The 24,181-nt window shown below is 70.7% G+C and carries 24 protein-coding genes; 12 read left to right on the top strand and 12 right to left on the bottom strand.

The genetic code is table 11. From position 1 onward, the window contains the following. The first annotated feature begins 87 nt into the window (after positions 1-87). The 4 genes from ACFY01_RS28150 to ACFY01_RS28135 all read left to right on the top strand — a co-directional run bounded on the left by ACFY01_RS28150 (position 88) and on the right by ACFY01_RS28135 (position 4,370). The gene (locus ACFY01_RS28150; protein ID WP_390738521.1) at positions 88-1,044 is read left to right on the top strand and encodes an ABC transporter ATP-binding protein; all 957 of its coding nucleotides are present in this window, start codon (positions 88-90) and stop codon (positions 1,042-1,044) included. 4 nt (positions 1,045-1,048) lie between these two features. After that, positions 1,049-1,819, top strand: a complete 771-nt coding sequence (locus tag ACFY01_RS28145; protein ID WP_390738520.1) for an ABC transporter permease — start codon at positions 1,049-1,051, stop codon at positions 1,817-1,819. A gap of 407 nt (positions 1,820-2,226) precedes the next feature. Continuing rightward, the gene (locus ACFY01_RS28140) at positions 2,227-3,495 is read left to right on the top strand and encodes an ABC transporter ATP-binding protein (RefSeq protein ID WP_390738519.1); all 1,269 of its coding nucleotides are present in this window, start codon (positions 2,227-2,229) and stop codon (positions 3,493-3,495) included. Continuing rightward, positions 3,492-4,370, top strand: a complete 879-nt coding sequence (locus tag ACFY01_RS28135; protein WP_390738518.1) for an ABC transporter permease — start codon at positions 3,492-3,494, stop codon at positions 4,368-4,370. The genes ACFY01_RS28140 and ACFY01_RS28135 overlap by 4 nt, the downstream gene beginning before the upstream one ends. Before the next feature lie 10 nt (positions 4,371-4,380). Here ACFY01_RS28135 and ACFY01_RS28130 read toward each other — a convergent pair whose 3' ends face one another. Further along, positions 4,381-4,722 (bottom strand): ATP/GTP-binding protein, encoded by a 342-nt coding sequence (locus ACFY01_RS28130; RefSeq protein WP_390738517.1) that lies wholly within the window; start codon positions 4,720-4,722, stop codon positions 4,381-4,383. A gap of 222 nt (positions 4,723-4,944) precedes the next feature. Between ACFY01_RS28130 and ACFY01_RS28125 the strand changes: the two genes are divergently transcribed. Beyond that, positions 4,945-5,973, top strand: coding sequence for an LLM class flavin-dependent oxidoreductase (locus ACFY01_RS28125; RefSeq protein ID WP_390738516.1), 1,029 nt, complete (start codon positions 4,945-4,947; stop codon positions 5,971-5,973). A gap of 112 nt (positions 5,974-6,085) precedes the next feature. Here the strand turns inward: ACFY01_RS28125 and ACFY01_RS28120 are convergent, their stop codons facing one another. Beyond that, positions 6,086-6,478, bottom strand: a complete 393-nt coding sequence (locus ACFY01_RS28120; RefSeq protein ID WP_390738515.1) for an SCO5389 family protein — start codon at positions 6,476-6,478, stop codon at positions 6,086-6,088. Between the two features lie 243 nt (positions 6,479-6,721). On the opposite strand from ACFY01_RS28120, the gene nucS reads away from it, so the two are divergent. Continuing rightward, complete coding sequence (nucS, locus tag ACFY01_RS28115; protein ID WP_390738514.1) at positions 6,722-7,402, top strand: endonuclease NucS; 681 nt, start codon at positions 6,722-6,724, stop codon at positions 7,400-7,402. Between the two features lie 74 nt (positions 7,403-7,476). On the opposite strand, the gene ACFY01_RS28110 is transcribed toward nucS, so the two are convergent. From ACFY01_RS28110 to ACFY01_RS28095, 4 genes are all read right to left on the bottom strand, one after another. Beyond that, positions 7,477-10,056, bottom strand: a complete 2,580-nt coding sequence (locus ACFY01_RS28110; protein WP_390738513.1) for an ATP-binding protein — start codon at positions 10,054-10,056, stop codon at positions 7,477-7,479. A gap of 303 nt (positions 10,057-10,359) precedes the next feature. Then, on the bottom strand, positions 10,360-10,683 hold the full coding sequence (locus ACFY01_RS28105; protein WP_030672301.1) for an STAS domain-containing protein: 324 nt from the start codon (positions 10,681-10,683) through the stop codon (positions 10,360-10,362). A gap of 139 nt (positions 10,684-10,822) precedes the next feature. Further along, positions 10,823-11,671 (bottom strand): 3-hydroxyacyl-CoA dehydrogenase family protein, encoded by an 849-nt coding sequence (locus ACFY01_RS28100; RefSeq protein WP_390738512.1) that lies wholly within the window; start codon positions 11,669-11,671, stop codon positions 10,823-10,825. Between the two features lie 124 nt (positions 11,672-11,795). Then, on the bottom strand, positions 11,796-12,437 hold the full coding sequence (locus ACFY01_RS28095) for a TetR/AcrR family transcriptional regulator (protein WP_390738511.1): 642 nt from the start codon (positions 12,435-12,437) through the stop codon (positions 11,796-11,798). A gap of 80 nt (positions 12,438-12,517) precedes the next feature. Between ACFY01_RS28095 and ACFY01_RS28090 the strand changes: the two genes are divergently transcribed. Genes ACFY01_RS28090 through ACFY01_RS28080 form a run of 3 tightly spaced genes read left to right on the top strand, consistent with a single transcriptional unit; the run spans position 12,518 to position 14,649 of the window. After that, complete coding sequence (locus ACFY01_RS28090) at positions 12,518-13,303, top strand: ABC transporter ATP-binding protein (RefSeq protein ID WP_390738510.1); 786 nt, start codon at positions 12,518-12,520, stop codon at positions 13,301-13,303. A gap of 10 nt (positions 13,304-13,313) precedes the next feature. After that, a complete protein-coding gene (locus ACFY01_RS28085; protein WP_390738509.1) occupies positions 13,314-14,063 on the top strand; it encodes an ABC transporter permease in 750 nt (249 codons plus the stop codon). A 13-nt stretch (positions 14,064-14,076) separates the two neighbouring features. Then, on the top strand, positions 14,077-14,649 hold the full coding sequence (locus ACFY01_RS28080) for a cob(I)yrinic acid a,c-diamide adenosyltransferase (protein ID WP_390738508.1): 573 nt from the start codon (positions 14,077-14,079) through the stop codon (positions 14,647-14,649). Here ACFY01_RS28080 and ACFY01_RS28075 read toward each other — a convergent pair. Next, the gene (locus tag ACFY01_RS28075; RefSeq protein WP_390738507.1) at positions 14,646-15,179 is read right to left on the bottom strand and encodes a hypothetical protein; all 534 of its coding nucleotides are present in this window, start codon (positions 15,177-15,179) and stop codon (positions 14,646-14,648) included. The genes ACFY01_RS28080 and ACFY01_RS28075 overlap by 4 nt on opposite strands. Before the next feature lie 151 nt (positions 15,180-15,330). Between ACFY01_RS28075 and ACFY01_RS28070 the strand changes: the two genes are divergently transcribed. The 3 genes from ACFY01_RS28070 (at position 15,331) to ACFY01_RS28060 (ending at position 19,080) form a co-directional block, all read left to right on the top strand. Beyond that, a complete protein-coding gene (locus ACFY01_RS28070; protein ID WP_390738506.1) occupies positions 15,331-16,497 on the top strand; it encodes a sensor histidine kinase in 1,167 nt (388 codons plus the stop codon). Then, positions 16,494-17,135: a response regulator gene (locus tag ACFY01_RS28065; RefSeq protein ID WP_390738505.1), complete on the top strand. Its 642-nt coding sequence runs from the start codon at positions 16,494-16,496 to the stop codon at positions 17,133-17,135. Before ACFY01_RS28070 ends, ACFY01_RS28065 begins: the two co-directional genes overlap by 4 nt. Positions 17,136-17,256: 121 nt before the next feature. Further along, entirely contained in the window at positions 17,257-19,080 is a 1,824-nt protein-coding gene (locus tag ACFY01_RS28060) for a glycosyl hydrolase family 18 protein (RefSeq protein ID WP_390738504.1), read from the top strand. Between the two features lie 8 nt (positions 19,081-19,088). Here ACFY01_RS28060 and ACFY01_RS28055 read toward each other — a convergent pair whose 3' ends face one another. The 5 genes from ACFY01_RS28055 to atpA form a co-directional block, all read right to left on the bottom strand. After that, the gene (locus tag ACFY01_RS28055; protein ID WP_390738503.1) at positions 19,089-19,535 is read right to left on the bottom strand and encodes a DUF2550 domain-containing protein; all 447 of its coding nucleotides are present in this window, start codon (positions 19,533-19,535) and stop codon (positions 19,089-19,091) included. 158 nt (positions 19,536-19,693) lie between these two features. Continuing rightward, positions 19,694-20,068 (bottom strand): F0F1 ATP synthase subunit epsilon, encoded by a 375-nt coding sequence (locus ACFY01_RS28050; RefSeq protein ID WP_132853399.1) that lies wholly within the window; start codon positions 20,066-20,068, stop codon positions 19,694-19,696. 131 nt (positions 20,069-20,199) lie between these two features. Beyond that, positions 20,200-21,636, bottom strand: coding sequence for a F0F1 ATP synthase subunit beta (gene atpD / locus ACFY01_RS28045; RefSeq protein ID WP_390738502.1), 1,437 nt, complete (start codon positions 21,634-21,636; stop codon positions 20,200-20,202). After that, positions 21,636-22,550, bottom strand: coding sequence for a F0F1 ATP synthase subunit gamma (locus ACFY01_RS28040; protein ID WP_390738501.1), 915 nt, complete (start codon positions 22,548-22,550; stop codon positions 21,636-21,638). The genes atpD and ACFY01_RS28040 overlap by 1 nt, the downstream gene beginning before the upstream one ends. Before the next feature lie 21 nt (positions 22,551-22,571). Further along, the gene (gene atpA, locus ACFY01_RS28035; protein WP_390738500.1) at positions 22,572-24,161 is read right to left on the bottom strand and encodes a F0F1 ATP synthase subunit alpha; all 1,590 of its coding nucleotides are present in this window, start codon (positions 24,159-24,161) and stop codon (positions 22,572-22,574) included. Positions 24,162-24,181: the final 20 nt, after the last annotated feature.

The following is a 24,181-nucleotide window of genomic DNA, read 5'->3' as shown; positions in this document are numbered from 1 at the left end:
ACCCGTCCTCTCGGCGACCGAGCGCGGTCGAAGCCCCCTGCCACTCCCCCGGTGGCAGGGGGCTTCGTCCCGTTCTAGCGTGGCCGCATGATCGAGCTGGACGGGCTGACCAAGCGGTACGGCGAGACGCTGGCGGTCGACGGCCTGAGCTTCGCCGTACGGCCGGGCATCGTCACGGGCTTCCTCGGGCCGAACGGGGCCGGGAAGACCACGACCATGCGGATGGTCCTGGGGCTCGACCATCCAACCGCCGGGGACGTCCGCATCGACGGCCGGCACTACGACCAGCTGAAGGACCCGCTGACGTACATCGGGGCGCTGCTGGACGCCAAGGCCGTGCACGGCGGCCGCAGCGCGTACAACCATCTGCTGTGCCTGGCACAGAGCAACGGGATCCCGAAGAGCCGGGTGCGTGAGGTGCTGGACACCGTCGGGCTGACCTCGGTGGCGCGGAAGAAGGCCAAGGGGTTCTCGCTGGGGATGGGGCAGCGGCTCGGGATCGCGGGGGCGCTGCTCGGCGACCCGCGGATCCTGATGTTCGACGAGCCGGTCAACGGGCTCGACCCGGAGGGCATCCACTGGATCCGCACCCTGATGAAATCGCTGGCCGCGCAGGGGCGGACGGTGTTCGTCTCCTCGCACCTGATGAGCGAGATGGCGCTGACCGCCGACCACCTGGTGGTGATCGGGCAGGGGCGGCTGCTGGCGGACACCTCCATGTCCGAGTTCATCCGGCGGAACTCGCGGGCGTACGTCCGGGTCCGCAGTCCCGAGCAGGAGCGGCTGCTGGACGTGCTGCACGGGGCCGGGATCACGGTCGTGGAGGCGGGCGGCGGGGCGCTGGAGGTGGACGGCGGGAAGGCCGAGCTCATCGGCGAGCTGGCCGCCGAGCACCGGATCGCGCTGCATGAGCTGAGTCCGCAGCAGGCCTCGCTGGAGGAGGCTTTCATGCGGCTGACGGCGGAGTCGGTGGAGTACCACGCGCACAGCGACACCGCGCCCGTGCCGAAGGGCTGGGGCGCCGACCGGAAGAGGGGCGTGTGACGTCATGGCCGCCGTCGATGTCGTCCGGTCCGAATGGACCAAGATCCGGTCCGTCGCGTCCACGGTGTGGACGCTGTCCCTCGCCGTGGTCGTCACCGTCGCCGTCGGCATGCTGATCTCGGCGTTGTCGAGGAGCCAGTACGACAGGATGCCCGTCCGGGAGCGGCTCTCCTACGACCCCACCCTGGTCAGCTTCGCGGGCATGACCCTCGGGCAGCTCGCGCTGATCGTGTTCGGCGTGCTGGTCGTGTCCAACGAGTACAGCACCGGCATGATCCGCACCTCGCTCGCGGCCGTACCGCAGCGCGGCACCTTCCTGTTCAGCAAGATCGCGGTGGCCGCCGGGCTCGCGCTGGTCGTGGCCTTCGCCACCAGCTTCGCCGCGTTCTTCCTCGGCCAGGCCGTGCTCGGCCCCCACCGGGCGCGGCTGGGCGACCCCGGGGTGCTGCGGGCGGTGATCGGCGGCGGGCTGTACATGACCCTCATCGCCGTGTTCTCCATGGGCGTCGCCGCGATGCTGCGCTCGCCGATGCTGTCCCTCGGCATCCTGATGCCGTTCTTCTTCCTCATCTCCAACATCCTCGGCAACGTCGACGCCACGAAGAAGATCGGCCGCTACCTCCCCGACCAGGCCGGCAGCCGCATCATGCAGGTGGTCCCCCGCCTCGGCGACGACACCCCGTACGGGCCGTGGGGCGGGCTGGGCATCATGGTGCTGTGGGTCGTCGCGGCGGTCGCCGGCGGCTACGTCCTGCTGCGGAAGCGGGACGCCTGACGGCCGCACACCCGGCACAGAAGTCCGACCGACACCCACCCGACCAGGCCCACCGCCGCATCGTGCGGGCAGTCCCCCGCCTCGGCGACGACACCCGTACGGGCCCCGGGATGGGCTGGGCATCATGGTGCTGTGGGTCGTGAACGTCGGGCCGAGCCCTGACGGGGTCGAAGGGGCGGAGCCCCTGGGGACGGGAATGGGTAGGGGCGGCGGGGCGTAGATCCCACCGGCCCACGCCCTGTCGGCGGTCAGGGTGCTTTCGGGGGGCGGGCGGCCATGTGCTGCTCGGTGAGCGGAGCGCTTCGGCTTTACTCGCCCTTGGGCGGAACCGTCAGCGCCCGGATATCCTCCTAACCCTTACGGGGGCGTGTGCCCTGCTGTCCTGATCCTTTCGATGGGTGCGGAGCATGATCGAGGCTGTCGGCCTGACCAAGCGCTACGGCGACAAGACCGCCGTGTACAACCTTTCCTTCCAGGTGCGACCGGGCGCCGTGACCGGCTTCCTCGGGCCCAACGGCTCGGGCAAGTCGACCACCATGCGGATGATCCTCGGCCTGGACAACCCGACCGCGGGCACGGTGACGATCGGCGGCTATCCGTACCGCAAGCTGCCCAACGCACCCCGCCAGGTCGGCGCGCTGCTCGACGCCAAGGCCGTGCACGGTGGCCGGCACGCCCGCAACCACCTGCTGTGCCTGGCCCAGCTGTCGGGCATCCCGGCCCGCCGGGTGGACGAGGTGCTCGGGGTCGTCGGCCTCCAGGACGTGGCGAAGAAGCGCTCGAAGGGCTTCTCCCTCGGTATGGGCCAGCGGCTCGGCATCGCGGCCGCGCTGCTCGGCGACCCGCAGGTGCTGCTGTTCGACGAGCCGGTCAACGGCCTCGACCCCGAGGGCATCCTCTGGGTGCGCAACCTGATGAAGGCGCTGGCGGCGGAGGGGCGGACCGTGTTCGTCTCCAGCCACCTGATGAGCGAGATGGCGCTCACCGCCGACCACCTCATCGTCATCGGCCGCGGCCAGCTGCTCGCCGACATGAGCGTGAGGGACTTCATCTCGGCCAACTCGGCCGACTTCGCGCGGGTCCGCACCCCGGACACCGAGCCGCAGCTGCGGGAGAAGCTGACCTCCGCGCTCACCGAGGCCGGCGGACACGTGCTGCCGGAGCAGGACGGCGCGCTGCGGGTCACCGGGCTGCCGCTGCCCCGCATCAGCGACCTCGCGCACGAGGCGGACGTACGGCTCTGGGAGCTGTCCCCGCATCAGGCCTCGCTGGAAGAGGCGTACATGCGGATGACGCAGGGCGCCGTGGACTACCGCTCGACCATCGACCAGAAGGCCGGCCTCCACCAGCCGCTGCCGCCCGGCGCCCAGCCGCCCATGCCGGTCCCGGGCCAGGGCCAGCCGGGCTGGTACGCCCCGCCGCCGCCCCAGCAGGGCGGGGCGCCCGCCGGGCCGTACGGCGGCCCCGGAGCACCCGCGGGGGCGTACGGCGCTCCCGGTGCCGGTCAGCCGAATCCTTACGCCCAGCCGCCGGCGCAGGCACCCGCCGCCCCGGCGACCCCGCCCGCGCCGCAGCAGCAGCCCCCGGCCCCTGCCCCGGCCGCAGAATCACCCAAGCCCACCGCCGCCGCTGACTCCGCCCCCGCCGACCTGACCAAGCCCGAGGACGCCCGATGAGCACCCACCAGCCCCCGATGCCGCAGGCACCAGCGGCCGCGCCCGAGTGGCAGGCGGCGCCCGGAGTCCCGTATCCCGGATACACCTCGCCGATCCCGGTGGTGCGCACGCACCTCGGGCACGCGATCGCCTCCGAGTGGACGAAGATCAAGTCGGTGCGCTCGACGATATGGACGCTGGGCGTGTTCGTGCTGCTCGTGATCGGCATCGGGCTGGCCGCCGGCGCACTGGTGTCGAACTCCTCCTCCGACCTGGAGGGCGAGAGCCCGCTCGGCCTGGGCTTCTTCGGGCTGCTGCTGGGCAGCATGTGCATCATCACGCTCGGCGTGCTGACCACGGCCTCGGAGTACGGCACCGGCATGATCCGTACCACGATGGTGGCCTGCCCGAGCCGGGGGCGGGTGCTCGCGGCGAAGGCGATCGTGTTCTTCGTCGTCGCGTTCGTGGTCACCCTGGCGTCGGCGTCCTTCGTCGCCATGACCCAGGTGTCCATGCTCGACGGCAACGGCGCCAAGGACCCCTCCGGCGGGGAGTGGCTGAAGGCCACGGTCGGCGTCAGCCTCTACATCGCCCTGCTCGGGCTGCTGTCGCTCGTGATCGGCTCGATCATCCGGCACTCGGCGGGCGCCATCACCATCATGATCGGTGCGCTGCTCGCCCCGCTGGTGATCGCGCTCTTCATGTTCTCCGAGTCGCTGTCCAGCCTGCGCGAGAAACTGGTCGAGTACTCGGTCCCCAACCAGTTGAGCGTCTTCTACTCCAACTCCCTGAGCCAGTCCGGCCCGACCGGCTGGGACCCGCTGTGGATCATGCTGGGTGTGACGGCCGTCGCGTTCGCCGGGGCGTACGCGCTGCTGCAGAAGCGGGACGTGTGATCCGGAACTCCTAGAACCTCGGCGCGTTACGGGACCGCTGCACCGGCGTGGTGCGGCGGTCCTTCGCGTTCCAGCACGCCTTGTGCCAGTGGCGGCGGTCGTCGACGCCCGAGTGCTCCGGCCAGGCGACGACGTGCGGGACGCCGGAGGGGATCAACTGGTCGCAGCCCGGGCAGCGGTAGGTCTTGCCCTCCGCGCTGGCTCCGGCCACGTGCCGCACGCTCCACTCCTCGCCCCGCCAGTTCTCGGTGGACTGCCAGCCGCCGTACCGGCCCGCGCGGTCGTCCTCGGCGCTCCGGCCGGACGCGGCGGTGTCCTTGGGGCCCTTGGGACGGTTGCGACGCGGGGACACGGGACACCTCACGGGGCTATACAGGGAGCACGGGCTGCGTCCAGCCTACGCGTCACCGACGGGGGTAGGCGTAGGGAACCAACCCCCACAAGTCCCCCAGCGGACCACGTCATTCTGCAGACAATCCGCAAATCCCTTCGCCAGGCCGTGTCCTCGGCACGTGTCGCACGGTTATGCCGGGTGGGGGAGCTCCGGGTCGGAGCCAAGGAAGCAGGAAATGCGATGCGCGTAGGAAGTTTTGTGCTGGCCGCCCAGTTCCCGGGCCAGGGCCAGGGGGAGGCGCTGCACCGGGCGGTCCGCTCGGCGCAGGTCTCCGAGGAGGCGGGTCTCGACGCGGTCTGGCTGGCCGAACACCACTTCGTGCCGTACGGCACGTGCCCGTCCGCGATCACCTTGGCCGCCCTGCTGCTGGGCCGCACCCACCGCATCCGGGTCGGCACGGCGGTCAGCGTGCTGCCCACCGTGCACCCGGTGGCCCTCGGCGAACAGACCGCGCTGCTGCACGTCACCAGCGGCGGCCGCTTCACGCTCGGCGTCGGGCGCGGTGGCCCGTGGGTGGACCTGGAGGTCTTCGGCGCGGGCCTCGCGGCCTACGAGCGCGGATTCCCGGAATCACTCGATCTGCTGGTGCGCTGGCTGCGCGAACCGGCGGTGGCGGCCTCGGGCGAGCGGTTCTCCTTCCGTGAGGTCCCCGTCGTACCGCGCCCGTCGGAGGCGCTGACGGACCTGCCCGGCCCCGAGGTCGTCGTCGCCTGCACCTCCCCGTCGAGCGTGCGGCTGGCGGCCGAGCGCGGGCTGCCGATGCTGCTCGGGATGCACGTCGGGGACGAGGAGAAGGCCGAGATGATCGGCCTGTGGCGGCGGCACGCGCGGGCGGCCGGACGACCGGGCGAGGAGATCGCCCACGCGGCCCATGTGTCGGCCGGCGTCTGCCAGATCGCGGACACGCGCACCGACGCGGCGGAGACCCTGCTGAAGGCGATGCCGGGCTGGCTGAAACAGGGCCTGGACGCCCATGTGACGGTGGACGGCCGGGCGCGGGCGATGCGCGATCCGGTGGCCTACACCGAACTGCTCTGCGGACTGCACCCGGTCGGCACCCCCCGCCTGTGCGCCGACCGCCTCGCGGCGACCTCGGAACGCACCGGCATCTCCCGTTTCGCCCTGCTCGTGGAGGGCTCCGGGGACCTTGCGGCGACGGAGGAGAACGTACGACGGCTGGGTGCCGAGGTACTGCCTCACCTGCGCTGACCGGGCAACTCCCCTTCCCGGTGTGGGGCTTGCCGCTCCAGTACTGATTGCACCTCCCGCGGGTGGAGCGGCAAGCAGCGGCTCACTGCGTCAGCAGTCGGCGGGCTCCGCGTCAGCAGTCCCTGAGGTCCGGGGACTGGTTCAGCAGTTGACTGCGCACCGAGGTGAAACGGGCCAGACGCGCATCGGCCGAGGCATCCAACGGGAACACCGCCACCCGGTGGCAGTTCTGGAACGCCAGCCGCACACCGAAGTGCCGCTGGAGCGCGCCGCGTATCGCGTCACTGGCGAGCGCGCGCAGCAGCTGACCGCGTGCCTGCTCGTCCGGCGGGGGCGTCTGGTTGTCGGCGAAGTCTCCGCCGTCCACCTTCAGCTGGGCCACCAGGGAGCTGATCATCTCCCATGCGTAGGGCAGGGAGGTCCGGACGCAGTCGACGAAGGCAGCTTCGTCGACCTCGCCTCGCTCGGCCTGTTCGAGTAGGGCCGGTGAGACGTCGAGCGACATGGGTACTCCTCTCGCACCCCCGAACAGCAGGGGTTGCCGGACAGATAAGGGAGTTCGCGATATCGAACACGCTGAGTACACACACGGCGACCTCCCGTTTACTACGGTAGGCAGCGGACGGTGACGGCACCAGCAGAATGCGTACATGTGCCGATCCCTTTAGGCCCACAATCGGCCAGGTGTGAACTCGTGTCTCCAGGGCGAATCGCGTGGGCGGCGGGGCGTCGAGTAGCGTTGCCGACCATGCGTCTCGTCATTGCCCGGTGCTCGGTCGACTACGCCGGCCGGCTCACCGCCCACCTCCCCACGGCCCCCCGCCTGATCCTGGTCAAGGCGGACGGCAGCGTCTCGATCCACGCGGACGACCGGGCGTACAAGCCCCTCAACTGGATGTCGCCGCCCTGCACGCTGAAGGAGGAGCCGGGCGACTCCGAGGAGACGGCGGGCGTCTGGACCGTCGTCAACAAGGCGGGCGAGAAACTGATCATCACGATGGAGGAGATCCTCCATGACTCCTCGCACGAGCTCGGCGTGGACCCCGGCCTGATCAAGGACGGCGTGGAAGCGCACCTCCAGGAACTGCTCGCCGACCGCATCGAAACGCTCGGCGACGGCTACACCCTGATCAGGCGCGAGTACATGACCGCGATCGGCCCGGTCGACATCCTGTGCCGGGACGCCGACGGCCAGACCGTCGCCGTGGAGATCAAGCGGCGCGGCGAGATCGACGGGGTGGAGCAACTCACCCGCTATCTGGAGCTGTTGAACCGCGATCCGCATCTCGCCCCGGTCCGCGGCATCTTCGCCGCCCAGGAGATCAAGCCGCAGGCACGCGTCCTGGCCACGGACCGCGGCATCGGCTGCCAGGTGCTGGACTACGACGCGCTGCGCGGCATCGAGGACGACAAGCTGCGGCTGTTCTGAGCGGCGTCGCCGTACGTACACCGGTGAGGCCGGGCCCCTGCCGGGCCCGGCCTCACCCGCGTGGGATCACCGGGTCACATCACCGAGCCCGTACCGCTGCTCTGCGGGGCGCTGGCCGAACCGCTCGCCGAACCGCTCGTGGCCGTCGGGGCGCTGGAGGCGGGGCCGCTGGCCGAGTCCGACGTCGACGGAGTGGACGGCGTCGTGCCCGTGGGGCTGGTCGTCGGCGTCTCGGTCGGCGTCGGCGTGGCGGACTTGGTCGGCGTCGAGGACGGAGTCGACCTGGTCGGCGTCGAGGACGGCGTCGACGGCTTGGACGACGTCGGCTTCGACGGCGTGCTCGGCGAACCGCCGCCGCCCGTCCCCTTCGTACCGCTCGGGTCGTCCGAGGGCCGGGTCGGGTCCGGGGTCGGCGTGGGGTCGTCCGCCGTGCCGTACGTGCCGTCGGGGCCGGGATCCGTCGGGCGGCTGACCACTCTGCCGGTGTCGCCGTTGCCGCCGCTGTCCTTCTTGGGGGTGTCCGCGCCCAGGTCGCCCTCGTCGGTGCCCTCACTGGCGGACGGGTGGACGCTGACGTTGTTCGCCGGTTTGTCCGCGTTGTCGTTCGAGGTCATGCCGAGGGTCACGATGGTGCCGAGCACGGCGGCGAGCACCGCGCCCGAACCGGCCGCGACGAGGTTGCGCCGGGCCAGCCGCCGGACGCCGCCGCCCTGGACCCTGGGCAGCGGCGCGGTGGCTGCGGCCCGGTGGGTGACCACCGTGTCGTCGGTGGGCAGTTGGAGCTGCGGGAACGGGGACAGGACCCCGCCCGGGGGCGAGGCCGACTCCTCGTAGCGTGCGTCGGGCACCTCCTCGCCCGCCGTCGCTCCGAATCCGGGCACGTCGCCCGCGAGGTCGGCGACCAGGGCGAGGGCGCGGCGGCCGGCGACGGTGCCGCGCTTGTCGGCGAGGGCGCCGCGCAGCCCGATGGACGCCTCGAGTTCGGCGCGGGCCCGTTCGAGCTGGCCGCCGCAGAGCGCGAGGATGCCCAGTTCGTGGTGGAAGTAGGCCTGTTCGGTCACCTCTCCGGAGAGCCGGGAGGCCTCGGCGCCGGCGCGCAGCGCCCGCTCCCAGGCGCTCCAGTGGAGTCCGGCGGCGAAGGCGGGCCCGGCGGTGCGGGCGAGTCCGACGGCGGTGCTCTCCTCGCCCTCGGCGGGCGGTGTCGTCTGCGGCCCCAGGACGGTCAGCGCGGCGAGCACCGCGTCGGCCTCGGCGCACACCCGCTCGGGTGTGACGGAGGGGTGTCCGGCCCACCAGGTGTAGTGCCGGGCGGCGGCGCGGGCGGCGTCCGTGACGTCGTCGGCGTACCCGGCGGCCTCCAGCTGGGTCCGCACGCCCGCCGCGAGGCGGTAGCGGGAGCCGACCGGGGTGACCAGTCCGCAGGAGGCGAGTTCGCCGAGGGCGGCGTCCGCGTGGGTGTCGCCGACCAGCGCGGGCAGGTGCGCCTGGTGCGGGACCTCGCCGCCGAGGGCGACGGCGAAGCGCAGGGTGGCGCGGGCGGAGGCGCTCAGCCGGGAGGCGAGCAGCCGTGCGGGCGCGGCGGCCTCGCCGAGCGACGGCAGGGGTATGTCCCCGCCGTTGTCGGCGTCCGTGTCGAGCGGGGTGTCGAAGGGGGCGTCGACCGGGTGCCGTACGTCCTCGAAGACGCCGAGGTCTTCCACGGCGCCCGCGCTGGCCCGCAGTTGGTCGCGCTGCCGGAGCAGGGCACCGGCCTGGACGAACCGCAGGGGCAGGCCCTCGGACTCGAACCAGAGGTCGCCGGCCCAGTTGGCCTCCTCCTCGGTGAGGACGCGGCCGACGGCGCGCTCCAGGATCTCCACTCCCCCGGCGCGGTCCAGCCCGCTGAGGAAGACCTCCTCGACGGCCGACTCAGCGGACGGGGCGGGCACGTCCGGGGTCGCCGTGACGAGGAAGGCGCATTCCGGGGTGGCGTCGAGGAGTTCGTCGAGGGCGGCGCCGCCGAACTCGATGTCGTCCAGGACGACGACCGCGCCGATGTCGCGGACCAGGTCGAGCAACTCGTCCGGGCCGGGACGGTGCAGGGGTGCGTCGTAGACGGCGTGGCAGAGCTCGTGGAGCAGGTCGGCCGTCGTGCGGTGGAAGCCGGTGAGGCGGACCACGCCGTCGGGGGCGAGATCCGCGCAGTCCTCGGCGACCAGGTCGAGCAGGGCGGTGCGGCCGGAGCCCGACGGCCCGGTGAGGCGTACGGAGCGGCCGCGGGCGAGCAGGCGCACCAGGCGCTCGCGTTCGTCCTGGCGTTCCAGGAGCGGCAGCGCGGGCTGGGTGGGCCCGGGCGGTACGGGTGCCCGGGCCGCGCGGTCGGCTGCGGCGCGCTCGGCGGCGGTGAGCTTGGCGGGCCTGCTGGGCTGTTCTCCCGGCGGGCAGGGCTCTATCTCGCTGCCGTCGACCGGGTTGACGGTGAGCAGGAAGTCGCCGGTGACGAGCTGCACCGTGCGGGCGAGTGCCGGCGCGCTCTGGCCGAAGTCGTTGGTGAGGGATTCCCTGGGCGCGCGCTGACGCGGCGCGGAGCCTCCCCCACTCTCGAATGCGCTCGAGCGGGAGGGACCCCCAGCGTCATGGCCGTGGTCCTCGGGTCCCCGGTTGTTCGGGTCCATAGGTTGTAGCCCCCCAAAAGCGTCGTGTGCCCGTGTCCGGCCCCTCCCGGCCTGCTGCACACCGCGCTGTCGCTTCTGGTCCGGGCCCGCTCGAGGGTTGCGAGGCAGCGGGCGACCGAACCCTAAACCTTCGCACAGTATCTACGACAGTCCGGAGCGGCGCGCGGTGCGCGACGTCACAGTCTCGTGAGGATTGCGTGTGACGTGCGGTTCCGCAGGACCGACCGGGTCTCCCGCGTCGCCCGTTTCACACCCGGTCACGGCGTCCCGCGCGGGCGCCCGTCCGGGCGTCATATCCGGGCGTCACACCCGGGGCAGCGACTCCACGCCGATGCCGCCCTCGATCGCCAGGATCCGGTGCAGCCGGGTGGCCACCAACAGGCGCTGCATCTGCGGCGGTACGCCGCGCAGCACCAGGCGCCGGCCGCAGCGGCCGGCCCGCCGGTGGGCACCCATGATCACCCCGAGTCCGGTGGCGTCCCAGGAGTCGAGCTCGGACAGGTCGAGCACCAGGTCGCCGACTCCGTCGTCGACGGCCGAGTGGAGGACCGTACGGGCGTCCGCCGCGCTGCGGACGTCGAGGCGCCCCCCGACGACCAGCTCGGCGTGGTCGCCCCTGATGTACATATGCGCTCCCCGTGAGTGCGTCTCGTGCTCGGTGATGTCTGGTGATGCAACCTCTGACGGCGTTGAGCGGTCAGAGGTTGCCGTCTGTGAGCGAACCGATACCGAATTCACCCGCGGGGGTGAAGCCCCCCGGTAGAGCTCAGTACTTGTAGAAGCCCTGCCCGCTCTTGCGCCCGATGTCACCGGCGTCCACCATCCGGCGCATCAGCTCCGGCGGGGCGAACTTCTCGTCCTGCGACTCGGTGTAGATGTTGCCGGTGGCGTGCAGCAGGATGTCGACGCCCGTCAGGTCGGCCGTGGCGAGCGGACCCATGGCGTGGCCGAAGCCCAGCTTGCATGCGATGTCGATGTCCTCGGCGCTGGCGACGCCCGATTCGTACAGCTTCGTCGCCTCGACGACGAGGGCGGAGATGAGCCGGGTGGTGACGAAGCCGGCCACGTCCCGGTTGACGACGATGCAGGTCTTGCCGACGGACTCGGCGAACTCCCGTGCGGTGGCGAGGGTTTCGTCGCTGGTCTTGTAGCCGCGCACCAGCTCGCACAGCTGCATCATCGGGACCGGGGAGAAGAAGTGGACGCCGACCACGCGCTCCGGGCGTTCCGTCGCCGCCGCGATCTTGGTGATCGGGATGGCGGAGGTGTTGGAGGCGAGGACGGTGTCGTCACGCACGATCTTGTCCAGGGCGCGGAAGATCTCGTGCTTGACTTCGAGCTTCTCGAAGACGGCCTCGACGACGACGTCCGCGTCGGCGACCGCGTCGAGGTCGGTGGTCGACGTGATGCGGGCCAGGGCGGCGTCGGCGTCGTGCGCCTCCAGCTTGCCCTTGCTGACGAACTTGTCGTACGAGGCCTTGATGCCGTCGGTGCCGCGCTTGAGTGCCTCGTCGGTGACGTCCCGCAGGACGACCTCCCAGCCCGCCTGAGCGGAGACCTGGGCGATGCCGGACCCCATGAGACCGGCCCCGATGACGGCGAGCTTCCGTGCCACTCCGACTCCCCTTACACGCTGTTTACGGTTGCCTCTTCGGCGGACCATAGCGCTCGTGAGGGGCCGTGTGACCGGTAAGTAATGCGCGTCACGTCTCAATTGACGGACATCACACCGACAGGGGTCAGGCCTCGCCTCGGACGGCGTAGTTGAGCACCTTCTCTCCCAACAACTCCTCTATGTCGTCGAGGAGGTCCAGTACCTCTCGTGACACTTCGCGTGGATCGCGCCCCTTGACCATCTCGCGCCCGATGACCGCCATGACCGCACTGTTGATCCATCCGATCTGACCGGCCATCAGATACGGCTCGTCGTCGCCGTCCGCCGCGCCGGTCTCCTCCCGCAGCGCCTGCTCCAGGTTCGCCTGGGCCTCCTGCATGACGCCCCACAGCCGGGAGCGGAGCGCGGGCGCCTCCTCGATGACCCGAATGAAGCGGGCATATCCGGGGATCAACCCCACTCGGGGTGAAACCGCCTCGACCTCCTCGCGCAGTTCACGCAGGACGGCCCCGGCGGCCGACTCACCCGTGCCGCGACCGCGCACCCAGCGGGCGAGCCGGTCGACCATGCCGGCGGAGCGGTCGAGGAAGAGGTCCTCCTTGGCCGGGAAGTAGTTGTAGACGGTGTTGACGGAGACGTCGGCGGCGTCGGCGATCTCCGCGACCGTCACCGCGTCGAACCCGCGCTCGACGAACAGTCCCGTGGCGACATCCGAGATGTACTGCCGGGTCTGCCGCTTCTTCCGCTCCCTGAGTCCCTCGGCCATGCCCTCATCCTAGCTTCGCTGGGCTTTCTGAATTTTTGGTGGCATTGCAAAATTTCAATGACTCTGTTTTTCTGTTCGGCATGACAGCAGTCATCAGCGCGGCCGGACTGGCCCGCACCTTCCAGACCAAGGGCGGCCCGGTGGAGGCCGTGCGCGGCATCGACCTCACCGTCCGCGAGGGCGAGATCCTGGGCTTCCTCGGCCCCAACGGCGCCGGCAAGACGACCACCCTGCGGATGCTCACCACCCTGCTCGCCCCCACCGGCGGCACGGCCACGATCGCGGGCCACGACCTGGCGACCGATCCGGGCGGGGTGCGCAGGGCGTGCGGGTACGTGGCCCAGTCCGGCGGCGTCGACCCGCAGATCTCGGTTCGCGAGGAACTGGTCACCCAGGGCCGCCTCTACCGTCTGACAAGACGACAATCAGTCGATCGTGCCGAGGAGTTGGCGCGAGACCTCGACCTGACCGAACTGCTCGACCGCAAGGCGGGCGCCCTCTCCGGCGGCCAGCGGCGCCGCCTGGACATCGCGATGGGCCTCACGCACCGCCCGAAGGTCCTCTTCCTCGACGAGCCGACCACCGGCCTCGACCCCGGCAGCCGCGCCGACCTCTGGGACCTGATCCGCCGCCTGCGCGACGAGCACCGCACGACCGTCTTCCTCACCACCCACTACCTCGACGAGGCGGACGCCCTCGCCGACCGGCTGGTCGTCGTCGACCGGGGTGTGGTCGTGGCCGAGGGCACGCCGAGCGCGCTCAAGCTCCAGTACGGCGGCTCGATCGACGCCTCGCTCCAGGACACCTTCCTCGCCATCACCGGCCGGGGGCCCGCCCCGGCCGACACCGCTCCCGTAGCCGTATAGGACCGCCAGGATGCTTCTCCACGACACCGCGCTGATCTACGGCCGCTACCTCCGCCTGTCCCTGCGCTCCCGCTTCGCGCTGCTCTTCGGCGTCCTGATGCCGCTCCTGTACCTGCTCTTCTTCGGGCCGCTCCTGACGGGCCTGCCGCTCGGCACGCGGGGCAGCTCCTGGCAGGTGCTGGTGCCCGGGCTGCTGCTCCAACTCGGCCTGTTCGGCGCGGCCTTCGCGGGCTTCACGATCATCATGGAGAACGCGCAGGGGGTGGTGGAGCGGATGCGGGTGACGCCGGTCAGCCGGCTCGCGCTGCTCCTCGGCCGCGTGCTCCGCGACGCCACGGTCTTCGTCTTCCAGGCCGTGCTGCTGGTGCTCGCCGCCGTGGTCATGGGCCTGCGTGCGCCGCTGCCCGGCGTCCTCATCGGCTTCGCGTTCGTCGCGCTGCTGACGGTCTCGCTGGCGTCGCTGTCGTACGCGCTGGCGACGAAGGTGCGTACCCCGCAGGAGTTCGGGCCCGTGATCAACGCCCTGACCATGCCGTCCATGCTGCTGTCCGGCCTGATGCTGCCCATGACCCTGGCACCGGGATGGCTGGACGTGCTCTCGCACTTCGTCCCGTTCCGCTATCTGGTGGACGCGGTACGGGACGCGTACGTGGGCTCCTACGCGTCCGCCCACATGCTGTACGGCGCCCTGGTGGCCGTCGGATTCACCGCGCTGGCCGTGACGGTGGGCACACGGGTGTTCCGGACCGCCGGCCCGTAATTACGCTGGTGACATGGTCAATCTGACGCGCATCTACACCAGGACCGGCGACCAGGGCAGCACCGCCCTCGGGGACATGAGCCGGGTCGCCAAGACCGACCTCAGGATCTCGGCGTACGCGGACGCCAACGAGGCGAACGCGGTGATCGGCACGGCCATCGCGCTGGGCAACCTGGAGGCGGAGATCGTCAAGGTCCTCACCCGCGTCCAGAACGACCTGTTCGACGTGGGTGCGGACCTGTCGACGCCGGTGGTGGAGAACCCTGAGTTCCCGCCCCTCAGGATCGAGCAGTTCTACATCGACAAGCTGGAGGCGGACTGCGACCACTTCAACGAGCAGCTGGAGAAGCTGCGGTCGTTCATCCTGCCCGGCGGCACCCCCGGCGCGGCCCTGCTGCACCAGGCGTGCACGGTCGTACGCAGGGCCGAGCGGTCGACGTGGGCCGCCCTGGAGGTGCACGGCGAGGCGATGAACCCCCTCACCGCCACCTACCTCAACCGCCTCTCGGACCTGCTGTTCATCCTGGCGCGGACGGCGAACAAGGAGACGGGGGACGTGCTGTGGGTCCCGGGCGGGGAACGCTAGCGCTCGCGCTTGGGGAACAGCGTGTAGCTGCCGGCGATGATCACGTTGATGCCGATCAGCCACAGCATGCGCTGCTGCCACTCCCGCAGTGAGCCGGTCCCGCCGGCACCGCCGACGTACCAGGCCGCGCACTGCAACAGGCCGATGGCGACCAGCGCCGCGAGGATCCAGCGGCCCGCGACCTTCCATTCGTGGACGGCGCGGGCCGTGCCGTACTTCGGGGGCCGGGCGGGCGGCGGGCCGCCCGCGAAACGGTGGGCGATCCGGGCGTCCGCCCACTTGATCGTGGAGTGACCGAGGCCGACGGTGAAGCCGATGTACACGGCGGCGAGGCCGTGCCGCCAGTCGGGCTCGGCGCCGTTCCTCAGGTCGATCGCCGTGACGACGAACAGGACGATCTCCAGCAGCGGCTCGCACAGCAGCAGTGCCAGGCCCACGCGGGGCATCCGGAAGACGTACCGGAACACCAGCCCGGCGGCCAGCAGCACCCAGAAGGCCACCTCACAGGCGACGACCAGTCCGACGATCACGGCTCGCTCCCTTCGCTCACCCCACCAGGCTCGCCCGGATGCCTGCGCGGGTCGTCGTCGCCGGTGACGAACCCGCGGTAAGCGAAAGATGCAGCCCGAGACCCTTCCGGAGGAGCACGCGGGCGGCGCCGGCCCCGTGTTGGATGGGGCCATGCCCGGACGTCTCCCCCGCCCGCACCGCGACGACGTGCTCATCGCCGTGGGCGGGCTGCTCGGGGGACTGCTGCTGTGGACGCTGGGCATCGCTCCCCGCGTGCCCTCGGACGACCTGGTGCTGTGGCCCCAGCGCTGGGCCGCCCTGGTGCCGCTGGCCGTGACCGCCGCGTGCGAGCCGCTGCGCCGCACCCGGCCCCGGGCCGGTCTGCTGGTCGGCACGGCGGCGCTGGTGGTGGACACGGTGACGCTGGGCAGCATCGTCACGATCGTGCTGTACACGGACCTGATGTACGCGGCCGTCCTGTACGGCAGCCCTGCCGCCGCCCGCCGCATCCCGTGGATCACCGGCCTGCTCACGGTGATCGGTGGGGTGGTGCCGGCCGCGCTGTGGCGCGATCCGCAGGGACTGCTGATCGGCGTCGGCATCGGGGTCGTGGCGCTCGCCCCCGCCGCGACCGGCTGGGTCGTGCGCGATCACCGCGACGCCGCCGAGGCCGCCCGGCTGCGTGCCGAGCAGACCGCGCTGCTCGCCGAGATGGACCGGGTCCAGGCGGTCACCGCCGAGCGGGCGCGGATGGCGCGGGAACTGCACGACCTGGTCGCGGGCCATCTGTCGGCGATCGCCATCCACTCCACGGCCGCGCTGTCCCTCGACGAACCCGGCACCTCGAAGCGGGCCCTGTCCGTCATCCGGGAGAACAGCGTGGACGGTCTCGCCGAGATGCGGCGGCTGATCGGCATCCTCCGCGAGACGGACGACGCGCCGGCCGCGACCCCGACCCTCGACGGTCTCGCCGCGCTGGTCGACGGCGCCCGCGCGAACGGCCTCGACGTCCGGCTCGACGCCGACCCCGGCCGGGTGCCCGTCCCGGTCGGTCTCGCCGCCTACCGGATCGTGCAGGAGTCGCTGACCAACGCCCTCAAGCATGCCGCGCGCGGTCGCGTCCACGTGGTGCTGAGGCAGGCCGACGGCGCCCTGCGGGTCCGGGTGAGCAGCCCGTACGCCGACGCCGACGAACCCCGTGCCCCCGGCTCCGGCGCCGGTCTCACCGGCATGCGGGAGCGTGCCGCGCTGCTGGGCGGCAGCTTCGACGCCGGGCCCGACGGCGCGCTGTGGACCGTCCGGGCCGCCCTCCCCGTCACCGAAGGAGACCCCGAGTGATCCGTGTCCTGGTCGCCGAGGACCAGTCGGCCGTCCGCTCCGGACTGGTGCTCATCCTGGGCAGCGCGCCCGACATCGAGGTGGTCGGGGAGGCGGCCGACGGCCGGCAGGCGGTGGCGCTGGCCCGGGAGCTCAGGCCGGATCTGGTGCTGATGGACGTGCAGATGCCCCGGCTGGACGGGGTTTCGGCGACCCGTGAGGTGGTCGGGGCGGGGCTCGCGGACGTGCTCGTACTCACCACGTTCGACCTCGACGAGTACGTCTTCGGGGCCCTGCGGGCCGGGGCGGCCGGATTCCTGCTGAAGAACGCGGAGGCGAAGGACCTGCTGGAGGCCGTGCGGACGGTGGCGCGTGGAGAGGGGATCGTGGCCCCGGCGGTCACGCGGCGGCTGATCGCCGAGTTCGCCGCCCGGCCGGTGCGGGAGCCGTCCGTCGATCCGGCGGCGCTGGAGGCGTTGACGCGCCGCGAGCGCGAGGTGCTGGCGTGCGTCGGCGAGGGGCTGTCGAACGCCCAGATCGCGGCGCGGCTGGAGATGGCCGAGGGGACGGTGAAGACCCACGTCAGCCGGCTGCTGGGGAAGCTGGAGCTGCGCAGCCGGGTGCAAGCGGCGGTACTGGCTCAGGAGTTGGGGATCTAGCGCCGCACGAGGACAAGTGGTCCAGACCTATTGACCGGTGGTCCAGACCTTTCTATTCTCGCGGCACCGTGGGCATGAAGGCTCAGTCATGCCCCTGACATCCCCACAGAGGAGGCGCAGCATGCGCTTCGTACACAGAGCCGCGGCAGGGTTCGCGACCCTGTTGCTCCCCGTGGCCGGGCTGGTCGGCCTGGCGGGTCCCGCCCAGGCCGCCACGACCGCCACCGCCGCCTACACCAAGGCGTCGGACTGGGGCACCGGCTTCGAGGGCAGGTGGACGGTGAAGAACACCGGCACCACGGCCATCAGCTCCTGGACCGTCGAGTGGGACTTCCCCTCCGGCACGTCGGTCACCTCCGCCTGGGACGCGGACGTCACGTCCTCCGGCACCCACTGGACCGCCAAGAACAAGTCGTACAACGGCAGCCTCGCCCCCGGCGCCTCCGTCTCCTTCGGCTTCAACGGCGCGGGCTCCGGCTCGCCGTCCAACTGCAAGCTGAACGGCGACAGCTGCGACGGCACGACGGTCCCCGGCGACGCGGCGCCCTCCGCGCCCGGCACACCGACCGCCTCGGGCATCACCGACACCTCGGTGAAGCTCAGCTGGAGCGCGGCCACCGACGACAAGGGCGTCAAGAACTACGACGTCCTGCGGGACGGGGCGAAGGTCGCCACCGTGACCACCACCTCCTACACCGACACCGGCCTGAGCGCCGGCACCGACTACTCCTACACCGTGCAGGCCCGCGACACCGCCGACCAGACCGGCCCGGCCAGCGGCGCGGCCGCCGTGCACACCACCGGGGGCACCACCACTCCCCCGACCACCGGCAACAAGGTCAAGCTCGGCTACTTCACCGAGTGGGGCATCTACGGCCGCAACTACAACGTCAAGAACCTGGTGACCTCCGGGTCGGCGTCCAAGATCACGCACATCAACTACGCCTTCGGCAACGTCACCGGCGGCAAGTGCGCGATCGGCGACTCCTACGCCGACTACGACAAGGCCTTCACCGCCGACCAGTCCGTCAGCGGCGTCGCCGACACCTGGGACCAGCCGCTGCGCGGCAACTTCAACCAGCTGCGCGAGCTGAAGGCCAAGTACCCGAACATCAAGGTGCTGTGGTCCTTCGGCGGCTGGACCTGGTCCGGCGGCTTCGGTGAGGCGGCCAAGGACCCGGCGGCCTTCGCGCAGTCCTGTTACGACCTGGTCGAGGACCCCCGCTGGGCCGACGTGTTCGACGGCATCGACATCGACTGGGAGTACCCGAACGCCTGCGGGCTGAGCTGCGACACCAGCGGTGCCGCCGCCTACAAGAACGTGATGGCCGCGCTGCGCGCCAAGTTCGGCTCGAAGAACCTGGTCACCGCGGCGGTCACGGCCGACGGCTCCTCCGGCGGCAAGATCGACGCGGCCGACTACGCCGGCGCCGCGAGCTCCGTCGACTGGTACAACGTGATGACGTACGACTTCTTCGGCGCCTGGGACGCGCAGGGCCCCACCGCCCCGCACTCCCCGCTCACCTCGTACAGCGGCATCCCGAAGGCCGGCTTCACCACGGCCGACGCGATCGCCAAGTACAAGGCCAAGGGCGTGCCCGCGAGCAAGCTGCTGATCGGCATCGGCTTCTACGGCCGCGGCTGGACCGGCGTCACCCAGGACGCCCCGGGCGGCACGGCCACCGGCCCGGCGGCCGGCACGTACGAGCAGGGCATCGAGGACTACAAGGTGCTCAAGACGTCCTGCCCGGCCACCGGCACCGTCGCGGGCACGGCGTACGCCCACTGCGGCAGCAACTGGTGGTCCTACGACACCCCCGCCACCATCGGCACCAAGATGTCGTGGGCCAAGAACCAGGGGCTGGGCGGCGCGTTCTTCTGGGAGTTCAGCGGTGACACCGCGAGCGGCGAGCTGGTGAGCGCGATCAACAGCGGACTGTCGTAAGCCGCAGCTCAGGCAACATTGACGCGCTGACCGGGCGGGGCTGCCTCCAGCCACGCGAGGAAACCGGTCAGCGCGTCCTCGCTCATGGCGAGTTCCAGGCGCGTGCCCCGGTGCGTACAGGCGAGGACGACGGCGTCGGAGAGCAGGGCCAGCTCCTCCTCGCCCTCGGGAAGACGGCGGCCGGCCACCTCGATCTGCGCCCGCTCCAGGACGCGGCGCGGGCGGGGGGCGTAGGAGAAGACGCGGTACCACTCGATGCGGTCGCCGTTGTAGCGGGCGACGCCGTAGCTCCAGCCCTTGCCGCCGGTGTCGGGGTTCTCCGGCACGTCCCAGCGCAGGGAACAGTCGAACGTACCGCCGGAGCGCTGGATCAGTCTGCGGCGCAGGCCGAACAGGAACAGTCCCACCACCACGAGTACGACCACGATCCCGCACACAGTCAGAGCGAGGACCATCGGCACCGACCTCCTCGTCTCCTAGGTAACGGAACGTAAAAAAGACCCTGATTCACCTCAGCCGCGGCCGGCACCGGATCGCTCCGGTGCCGGCCGCGGCTGAGGTGCGTCATCACGCGCTCTCCCAGAGCCTAAAGGGCCTGGGAGGGGCCTCCAGTTCAGCGCGCCGTCGCGGCGCGCAGGCGGACGTCCGCCCGACGCTCGGCGGTGGCGTCGCCTTCGGCCTTCGCGCGCTCGAGCTCGCGCTCCACGCGCTGGACATCGATCTCGTCCGACAGCTCGGCGATCTCGGCCAGCAGCGACAGCTTGTCGTCCGCGAACGAGATGAAACCGCCGTGCACCGCGGCGACGACCGTTCCACCATCACTCGTACGGATGGTCACCGGGCCCGACTCCAGCACACCGAGCAGCGGCTGGTGACCGGGCATGACGCCGATGTCGCCGGACGTGGTGCGCGCGACGACCAGGGTGGCCTCGCCGGACCAGACCTGGCGGTCGGCGGCGACCAGCTCGACGTGCAGCTCAGCAGCCAAGGGTGGCTCCTCGGGTCACCACCCGGCGGTAGTGCCGGGTGTGGGGTCAATTCTAGTAGGCGTGGCGAGAGGGGCAGGACGCACCCCACAAGGGGGTACGCCCCCGCCCCTCTCACGGGCGAGCCGGAGGCTCAGGAGACGCCCAGCTCCTTCGCGTTGGCCTTGAGGTCCTCGATGCCACCGCACAGGAAGAACGCCTGCTCCGGGAAGTGGTCGTACTCGCCGTCGATGATCGCGTTGAACGCGGCGATCGACTCGTCCAGCGGGACGTCCGAACCGTCGACGCCGGTGAACTGCTTGGCGACGTGGGTGTTCTGGGACAGGAAGCGCTCCACGCGACGGGCACGGTGGACGACGAGCTTGTCCTCCTCGCCGAGCTCGTCGATACCGAGGATCGCGATGATGTCCTGGAGGTCCTTGTACTTCTGGAGGACCGTCTTCACGCGCATGGCGGTGGTGTAGTGGTCCGCCGCGATGTAGCGCGGGTCCAGGATCCGGGACGTGGAGTCCAGCGGGTCCACGGCCGGGTAGATGCCCTTCTCCGAGATCGGACGGGACAGAACCGTCGTCGCGTCGAGGTGGGCGAAGGTGGTGGCCGGGGCCGGGTCGGTCAGGTCGTCCGCGGGGACGTAGATCGCCTGCATCGAGGTGATCGAGTGACCACGGGTCGAGGTGATGCGCTCCTGGAGGAGACCCATCTCGTCGGCCAGGTTCGGCTGGTAACCCACCGCGGACGGCATACGGCCGAGCAGCGTGGAGACCTCGGAGCCGGCCTGCGTGAAGCGGAAGATGTTGTCGATGAAGAACAGCACGTCCTGCTTCTGGACGTCACGGAAGTACTCGGCCATGGTGAGGCCGGCCAGCGCGACGCGCAGACGGGTGCCCGGGGGCTCGTCCATCTGGCCGAAGACCAGGGCGGTCTTGTCGATGACGCCCGAGTCCGCCATCTCCTCGATGAGGTCGTTGCCCTCACGCGTGCGCTCGCCGACACCGGCGAACACGGAGACACCGTCGTGGTTGTTGGCGACGCGGTAGATCATCTCCTGGATGAGCACCGTCTTGCCGACACCGGCACCACCGAACAGACCGATCTTTCCACCCTTGACGTACGGGGTGAGAAGGTCGATGACCTTGACGCCGGTCTCGAACATCTCGGTCTTCGACTCGAGCTCGTCGAAGTTGGGGGCCTTGCGGTGGATGGACCAGCGCTCGCCCGTGTACTTCTCGTCGACGTTCAGCACGTCACCGAGGGTGTTGAACACCTTGCCCTTGGTGAAGTCGCCGACCGGGACGGTGATGCCGTCGCCGGTGTCGACGACCGGGGCCTGGCGGACCAGACCGTCGGTGGGCTGCATGGAGATCGTGCGGACCAGGCCGTCACCCAGGTGCTGGGCGACCTCCAGGGTCAGCGTCTTCTTCTCGCCGGCGTTGGCCGGGTCGGCCACCTCGACGTGAAGGGCGTTGTAGATGTCCGGCATCGCGTCGACGGGGAACTCCACGTCGACGACCGGGCCGATGACCCGGGCGACGCGGCCCGTGGCCGTCGCGGTCTCAACAGTGGTGGTCATTAGCGGTCACTCCCCGCGGTCGCGTCGGCCAGGGCGCTGGCGCCACCGACGATCTCGCTGATTTCCTGGGTGATTTCGGCCTGGCGGGCCGCATTGGCAAGACGGGAGAGCGTGTTGATCAGCTCGCCCGCGTTGTCGGTGGCCGACTTCATCGCGCGCCGCGTGGCGGCGTGCTTCGAAGCCGCCGACTGGAGAAGCGCGTTGTAGATCCGGCTCTCCACGTAGCGCGGCAGCAGGGCGTCGAGGACGTCCTCCGCCGAGGGCTCGAAGTCGTACAGCGGGAGGATCTCGCCCTGGGGCTTCTCCTCGGCCACCTCTTCGAGGCGCAGCGGCAGCAGCCGGGCGTCGAGCGCCGTCTGCGTCATCATCGACACGAACTCGGTGTAGACGATGTGGAGCTCATCCACGCCGCCGTCTGCCGTCTCCGTCTCGATGGCCTCGATCAGCGGCGCCGCGACCTTCTTGGCGTCCGCGTACGAGGGCTCGTCGGTGAAGCCCGACCACGACTCCACGACCTTGCGCTCGCGGAAGTTGTAGTGGGACAGACCGCGGCGGCCGACGATGTAGGTGTCGACCTCCTTGCCCTCAGCCTCAAGACGCGCCGTCAGCTGCTCGGCGGCCTTGATGGCGTTGGAGTTGAAGGCACCGGCCAGACCGCGGTCGCTCGTGAGGAGCAGCACCGCGGAACGGGTCGGCGTCTGAGCCTCGGTGGTCAGCGCGTGCTTGGTGTTCGACCCGGAACCGACCGCCGTGACCGCGCGGGTGAGCTCGGTCGCGTACGGCGCGGAGGCCCGCACCTTGCGCTGCGCCTTGACGACACGCGAAGCGGCGATCATCTCCATCGCCTTGGTGATCTTCTTGGTCGCGGTGACGGATCGGATGCGACGCTTGTAGACCCGGAGCTGGGCTCCCATGAGTCAGGTCCCTTCCTTACGTCACTTGGCCGCGGCCGGGGTGTCCTCGCCGAGAAGCTTGCCGTCCGAGGTCTCGAACTGCTTCTTGAAGTCGGCGATGGCGTCGGCAACAGCGGTGAGGGTGTCGTCCGACATCTTGGCGCCCTCCTTGATGGAGGTCATGAGGCCCTGCTCCTTGCGGTGCAGGTACTCGAGCAGCTCCTTCTCGAAGCGGCGGATGTCGGAGACCGGGACGTCGTCCATCTTGCCGGTGGTGCCGGCCCACACGGAGACGACCTGGTCCTCGGTCGGCATCGGCTGGTACTGAGCCTGCTTGAGCAGCTCGACCAGTCGCTGACCGCGCTCCAGCTGCGACTTCGACGCGGCGTCCAGGTCGGAACCGAAGGCGGCGAACGCCTCCAGCTCACGGTACTGGGCGAGGTCCAGACGGAGACGGCCGGAGACCTGCCGCATCGCCTTGTGCTGGGCGGAACCGCCGACTCGGGAGACGGAGATACCGACGTTCAGCGCGGGGCGCTGACCGGCGTTGAAGAGGTCCGACTCCAGGAAGCACTGGCCGTCGGTGATGGAGATGACGTTGGTCGGGATGAACGCCGAGACGTCGTTGGCCTTGGTCTCGACGATCGGCAGACCGGTCATCGAGCCGGCACCCATGTCGTCGGAGAGCTTGGCGCAGCGCTCCAGGAGACGGGAGTGCAGGTAGAAGACGTCACCCGGGTAGGCCTCACGGCCCGGCGGGCGGCGCAGCAGCAGGGAGACGGCGCGGTAGGCGTCGGCCTGCTTCGAGAGGTCGTCGAAGATGATGAGGACGTGCTTGCCGTCGTACATCCACTGCTGGCCGATGGCCGAACCGGTGTACGGCGCCAGGTACTTGAAGCCGGCCGGGTCGGACGCCGGGGCGGCGACGATGGTCGTGTACTCCAGCGCGCCGGCCTCTTCCAGGGCGCCACGCACGGAGGCGATGGTCGAGCCCTTCTGGCCGATGGCGACGTAGACGCAGCGGACCTGCTTCTTCGGGTCGCCCGAGCGCCAGTTGTCGCGCTGGTTGATGATCGTGTCGACGGCCAGGGCGGTCTTGCCGGTCTGGCGGTCACCGATGATCAGCTGGCGCTGGCCGCGGCCGATCGGGGTCATCGCGTCGACGGCCTTGTAGCCGGTCTCCATCGGCTCGTGCACCGACTTACGGGCCATGACGCCCGGAGCCTGGAGCTCCAGGGCACGGCGGCCGGTCGTCTCGATCTCGCCGAGGCCGTCGATCGGGTTGCCGAGCGGGTCGACGACGCGGCCGAGGTAGCCCTCGCCGACCGCGACGGAGAGGACCTCGCCGGTGCGCTGCACCGACTGACCCTCCTCGATGCCGCTGAACTCGCCCAGGACGATGGCGCCGATCTCGCGCTCTTCCAGGTTCAGCGCGAGGCCGAGGGTGCCGTCCTCGAACTTCAGCAGTTCGTTGGCCATGGCCGAGGGAAGACCCTCGACCTTCGCGATGCCGTCGCCGGCAAGGGTGACCGTACCGACCTCCTCGCGCGAGGCCGCGTCCGGCTCGTACGACTGGACGAAGTTCTCCAGCGCGTCCCGGATCTCCTCCGGCCGGATCGTGAGCTCCGCCATCTGGGTTCCCTGCTCTCCTT

It is taken from the genome of Streptomyces sp. NPDC001480 (assembly GCF_042894725.1).
Taxonomy (GTDB): domain Bacteria; phylum Actinomycetota; class Actinomycetes; order Streptomycetales; family Streptomycetaceae; genus Streptomyces.
This window is presented reverse-complemented; position numbering and strand designations above follow the sequence as displayed.

Coding starts and splice junctions, on each gene's coding strand:
- ACFY01_RS28150 (WP_390738521.1), top strand. CDS start 88: ATGATCGAGCTGGACGGGCTGACCAAGCGGTACGGCGAGACGCTGGCG.
- ACFY01_RS28145 (WP_390738520.1), top strand. CDS start 1,049: ATGGCCGCCGTCGATGTCGTCCGGTCCGAATGGACCAAGATCCGGTCC.
- ACFY01_RS28140 (WP_390738519.1), top strand. CDS start 2,227: ATGATCGAGGCTGTCGGCCTGACCAAGCGCTACGGCGACAAGACCGCC.
- ACFY01_RS28135 (WP_390738518.1), top strand. CDS start 3,492: ATGAGCACCCACCAGCCCCCGATGCCGCAGGCACCAGCGGCCGCGCCC.
- ACFY01_RS28125 (WP_390738516.1), top strand. CDS start 4,945: ATGCGCGTAGGAAGTTTTGTGCTGGCCGCCCAGTTCCCGGGCCAGGGC.
- ACFY01_RS28120 (WP_390738515.1), bottom strand. CDS start 6,478: ATGTCGCTCGACGTCTCACCGGCCCTACTCGAACAGGCCGAGCGAGGC.
- nucS (WP_390738514.1), top strand. CDS start 6,722: ATGCGTCTCGTCATTGCCCGGTGCTCGGTCGACTACGCCGGCCGGCTC.
- ACFY01_RS28110 (WP_390738513.1), bottom strand. CDS start 10,056: ATGGACCCGAACAACCGGGGACCCGAGGACCACGGCCATGACGCTGGG.
- ACFY01_RS28105 (WP_030672301.1), bottom strand. CDS start 10,683: ATGTACATCAGGGGCGACCACGCCGAGCTGGTCGTCGGGGGGCGCCTC.
- ACFY01_RS28095 (WP_390738511.1), bottom strand. CDS start 12,437: ATGGCCGAGGGACTCAGGGAGCGGAAGAAGCGGCAGACCCGGCAGTAC.
- ACFY01_RS28090 (WP_390738510.1), top strand. CDS start 12,518: ATGACAGCAGTCATCAGCGCGGCCGGACTGGCCCGCACCTTCCAGACC.
- ACFY01_RS28085 (WP_390738509.1), top strand. CDS start 13,314: ATGCTTCTCCACGACACCGCGCTGATCTACGGCCGCTACCTCCGCCTG.
- ACFY01_RS28080 (WP_390738508.1), top strand. CDS start 14,077: ATGGTCAATCTGACGCGCATCTACACCAGGACCGGCGACCAGGGCAGC.
- ACFY01_RS28070 (WP_390738506.1), top strand. CDS start 15,331: ATGCCCGGACGTCTCCCCCGCCCGCACCGCGACGACGTGCTCATCGCC.
- ACFY01_RS28060 (WP_390738504.1), top strand. CDS start 17,257: ATGCGCTTCGTACACAGAGCCGCGGCAGGGTTCGCGACCCTGTTGCTC.
- ACFY01_RS28055 (WP_390738503.1), bottom strand. CDS start 19,535: ATGGTCCTCGCTCTGACTGTGTGCGGGATCGTGGTCGTACTCGTGGTG.
- atpD (WP_390738502.1), bottom strand. CDS start 21,636: ATGACCACCACTGTTGAGACCGCGACGGCCACGGGCCGCGTCGCCCGG.
- ACFY01_RS28040 (WP_390738501.1), bottom strand. CDS start 22,550: ATGGGAGCCCAGCTCCGGGTCTACAAGCGTCGCATCCGATCCGTCACC.
- atpA (WP_390738500.1), bottom strand. CDS start 24,161: ATGGCGGAGCTCACGATCCGGCCGGAGGAGATCCGGGACGCGCTGGAG.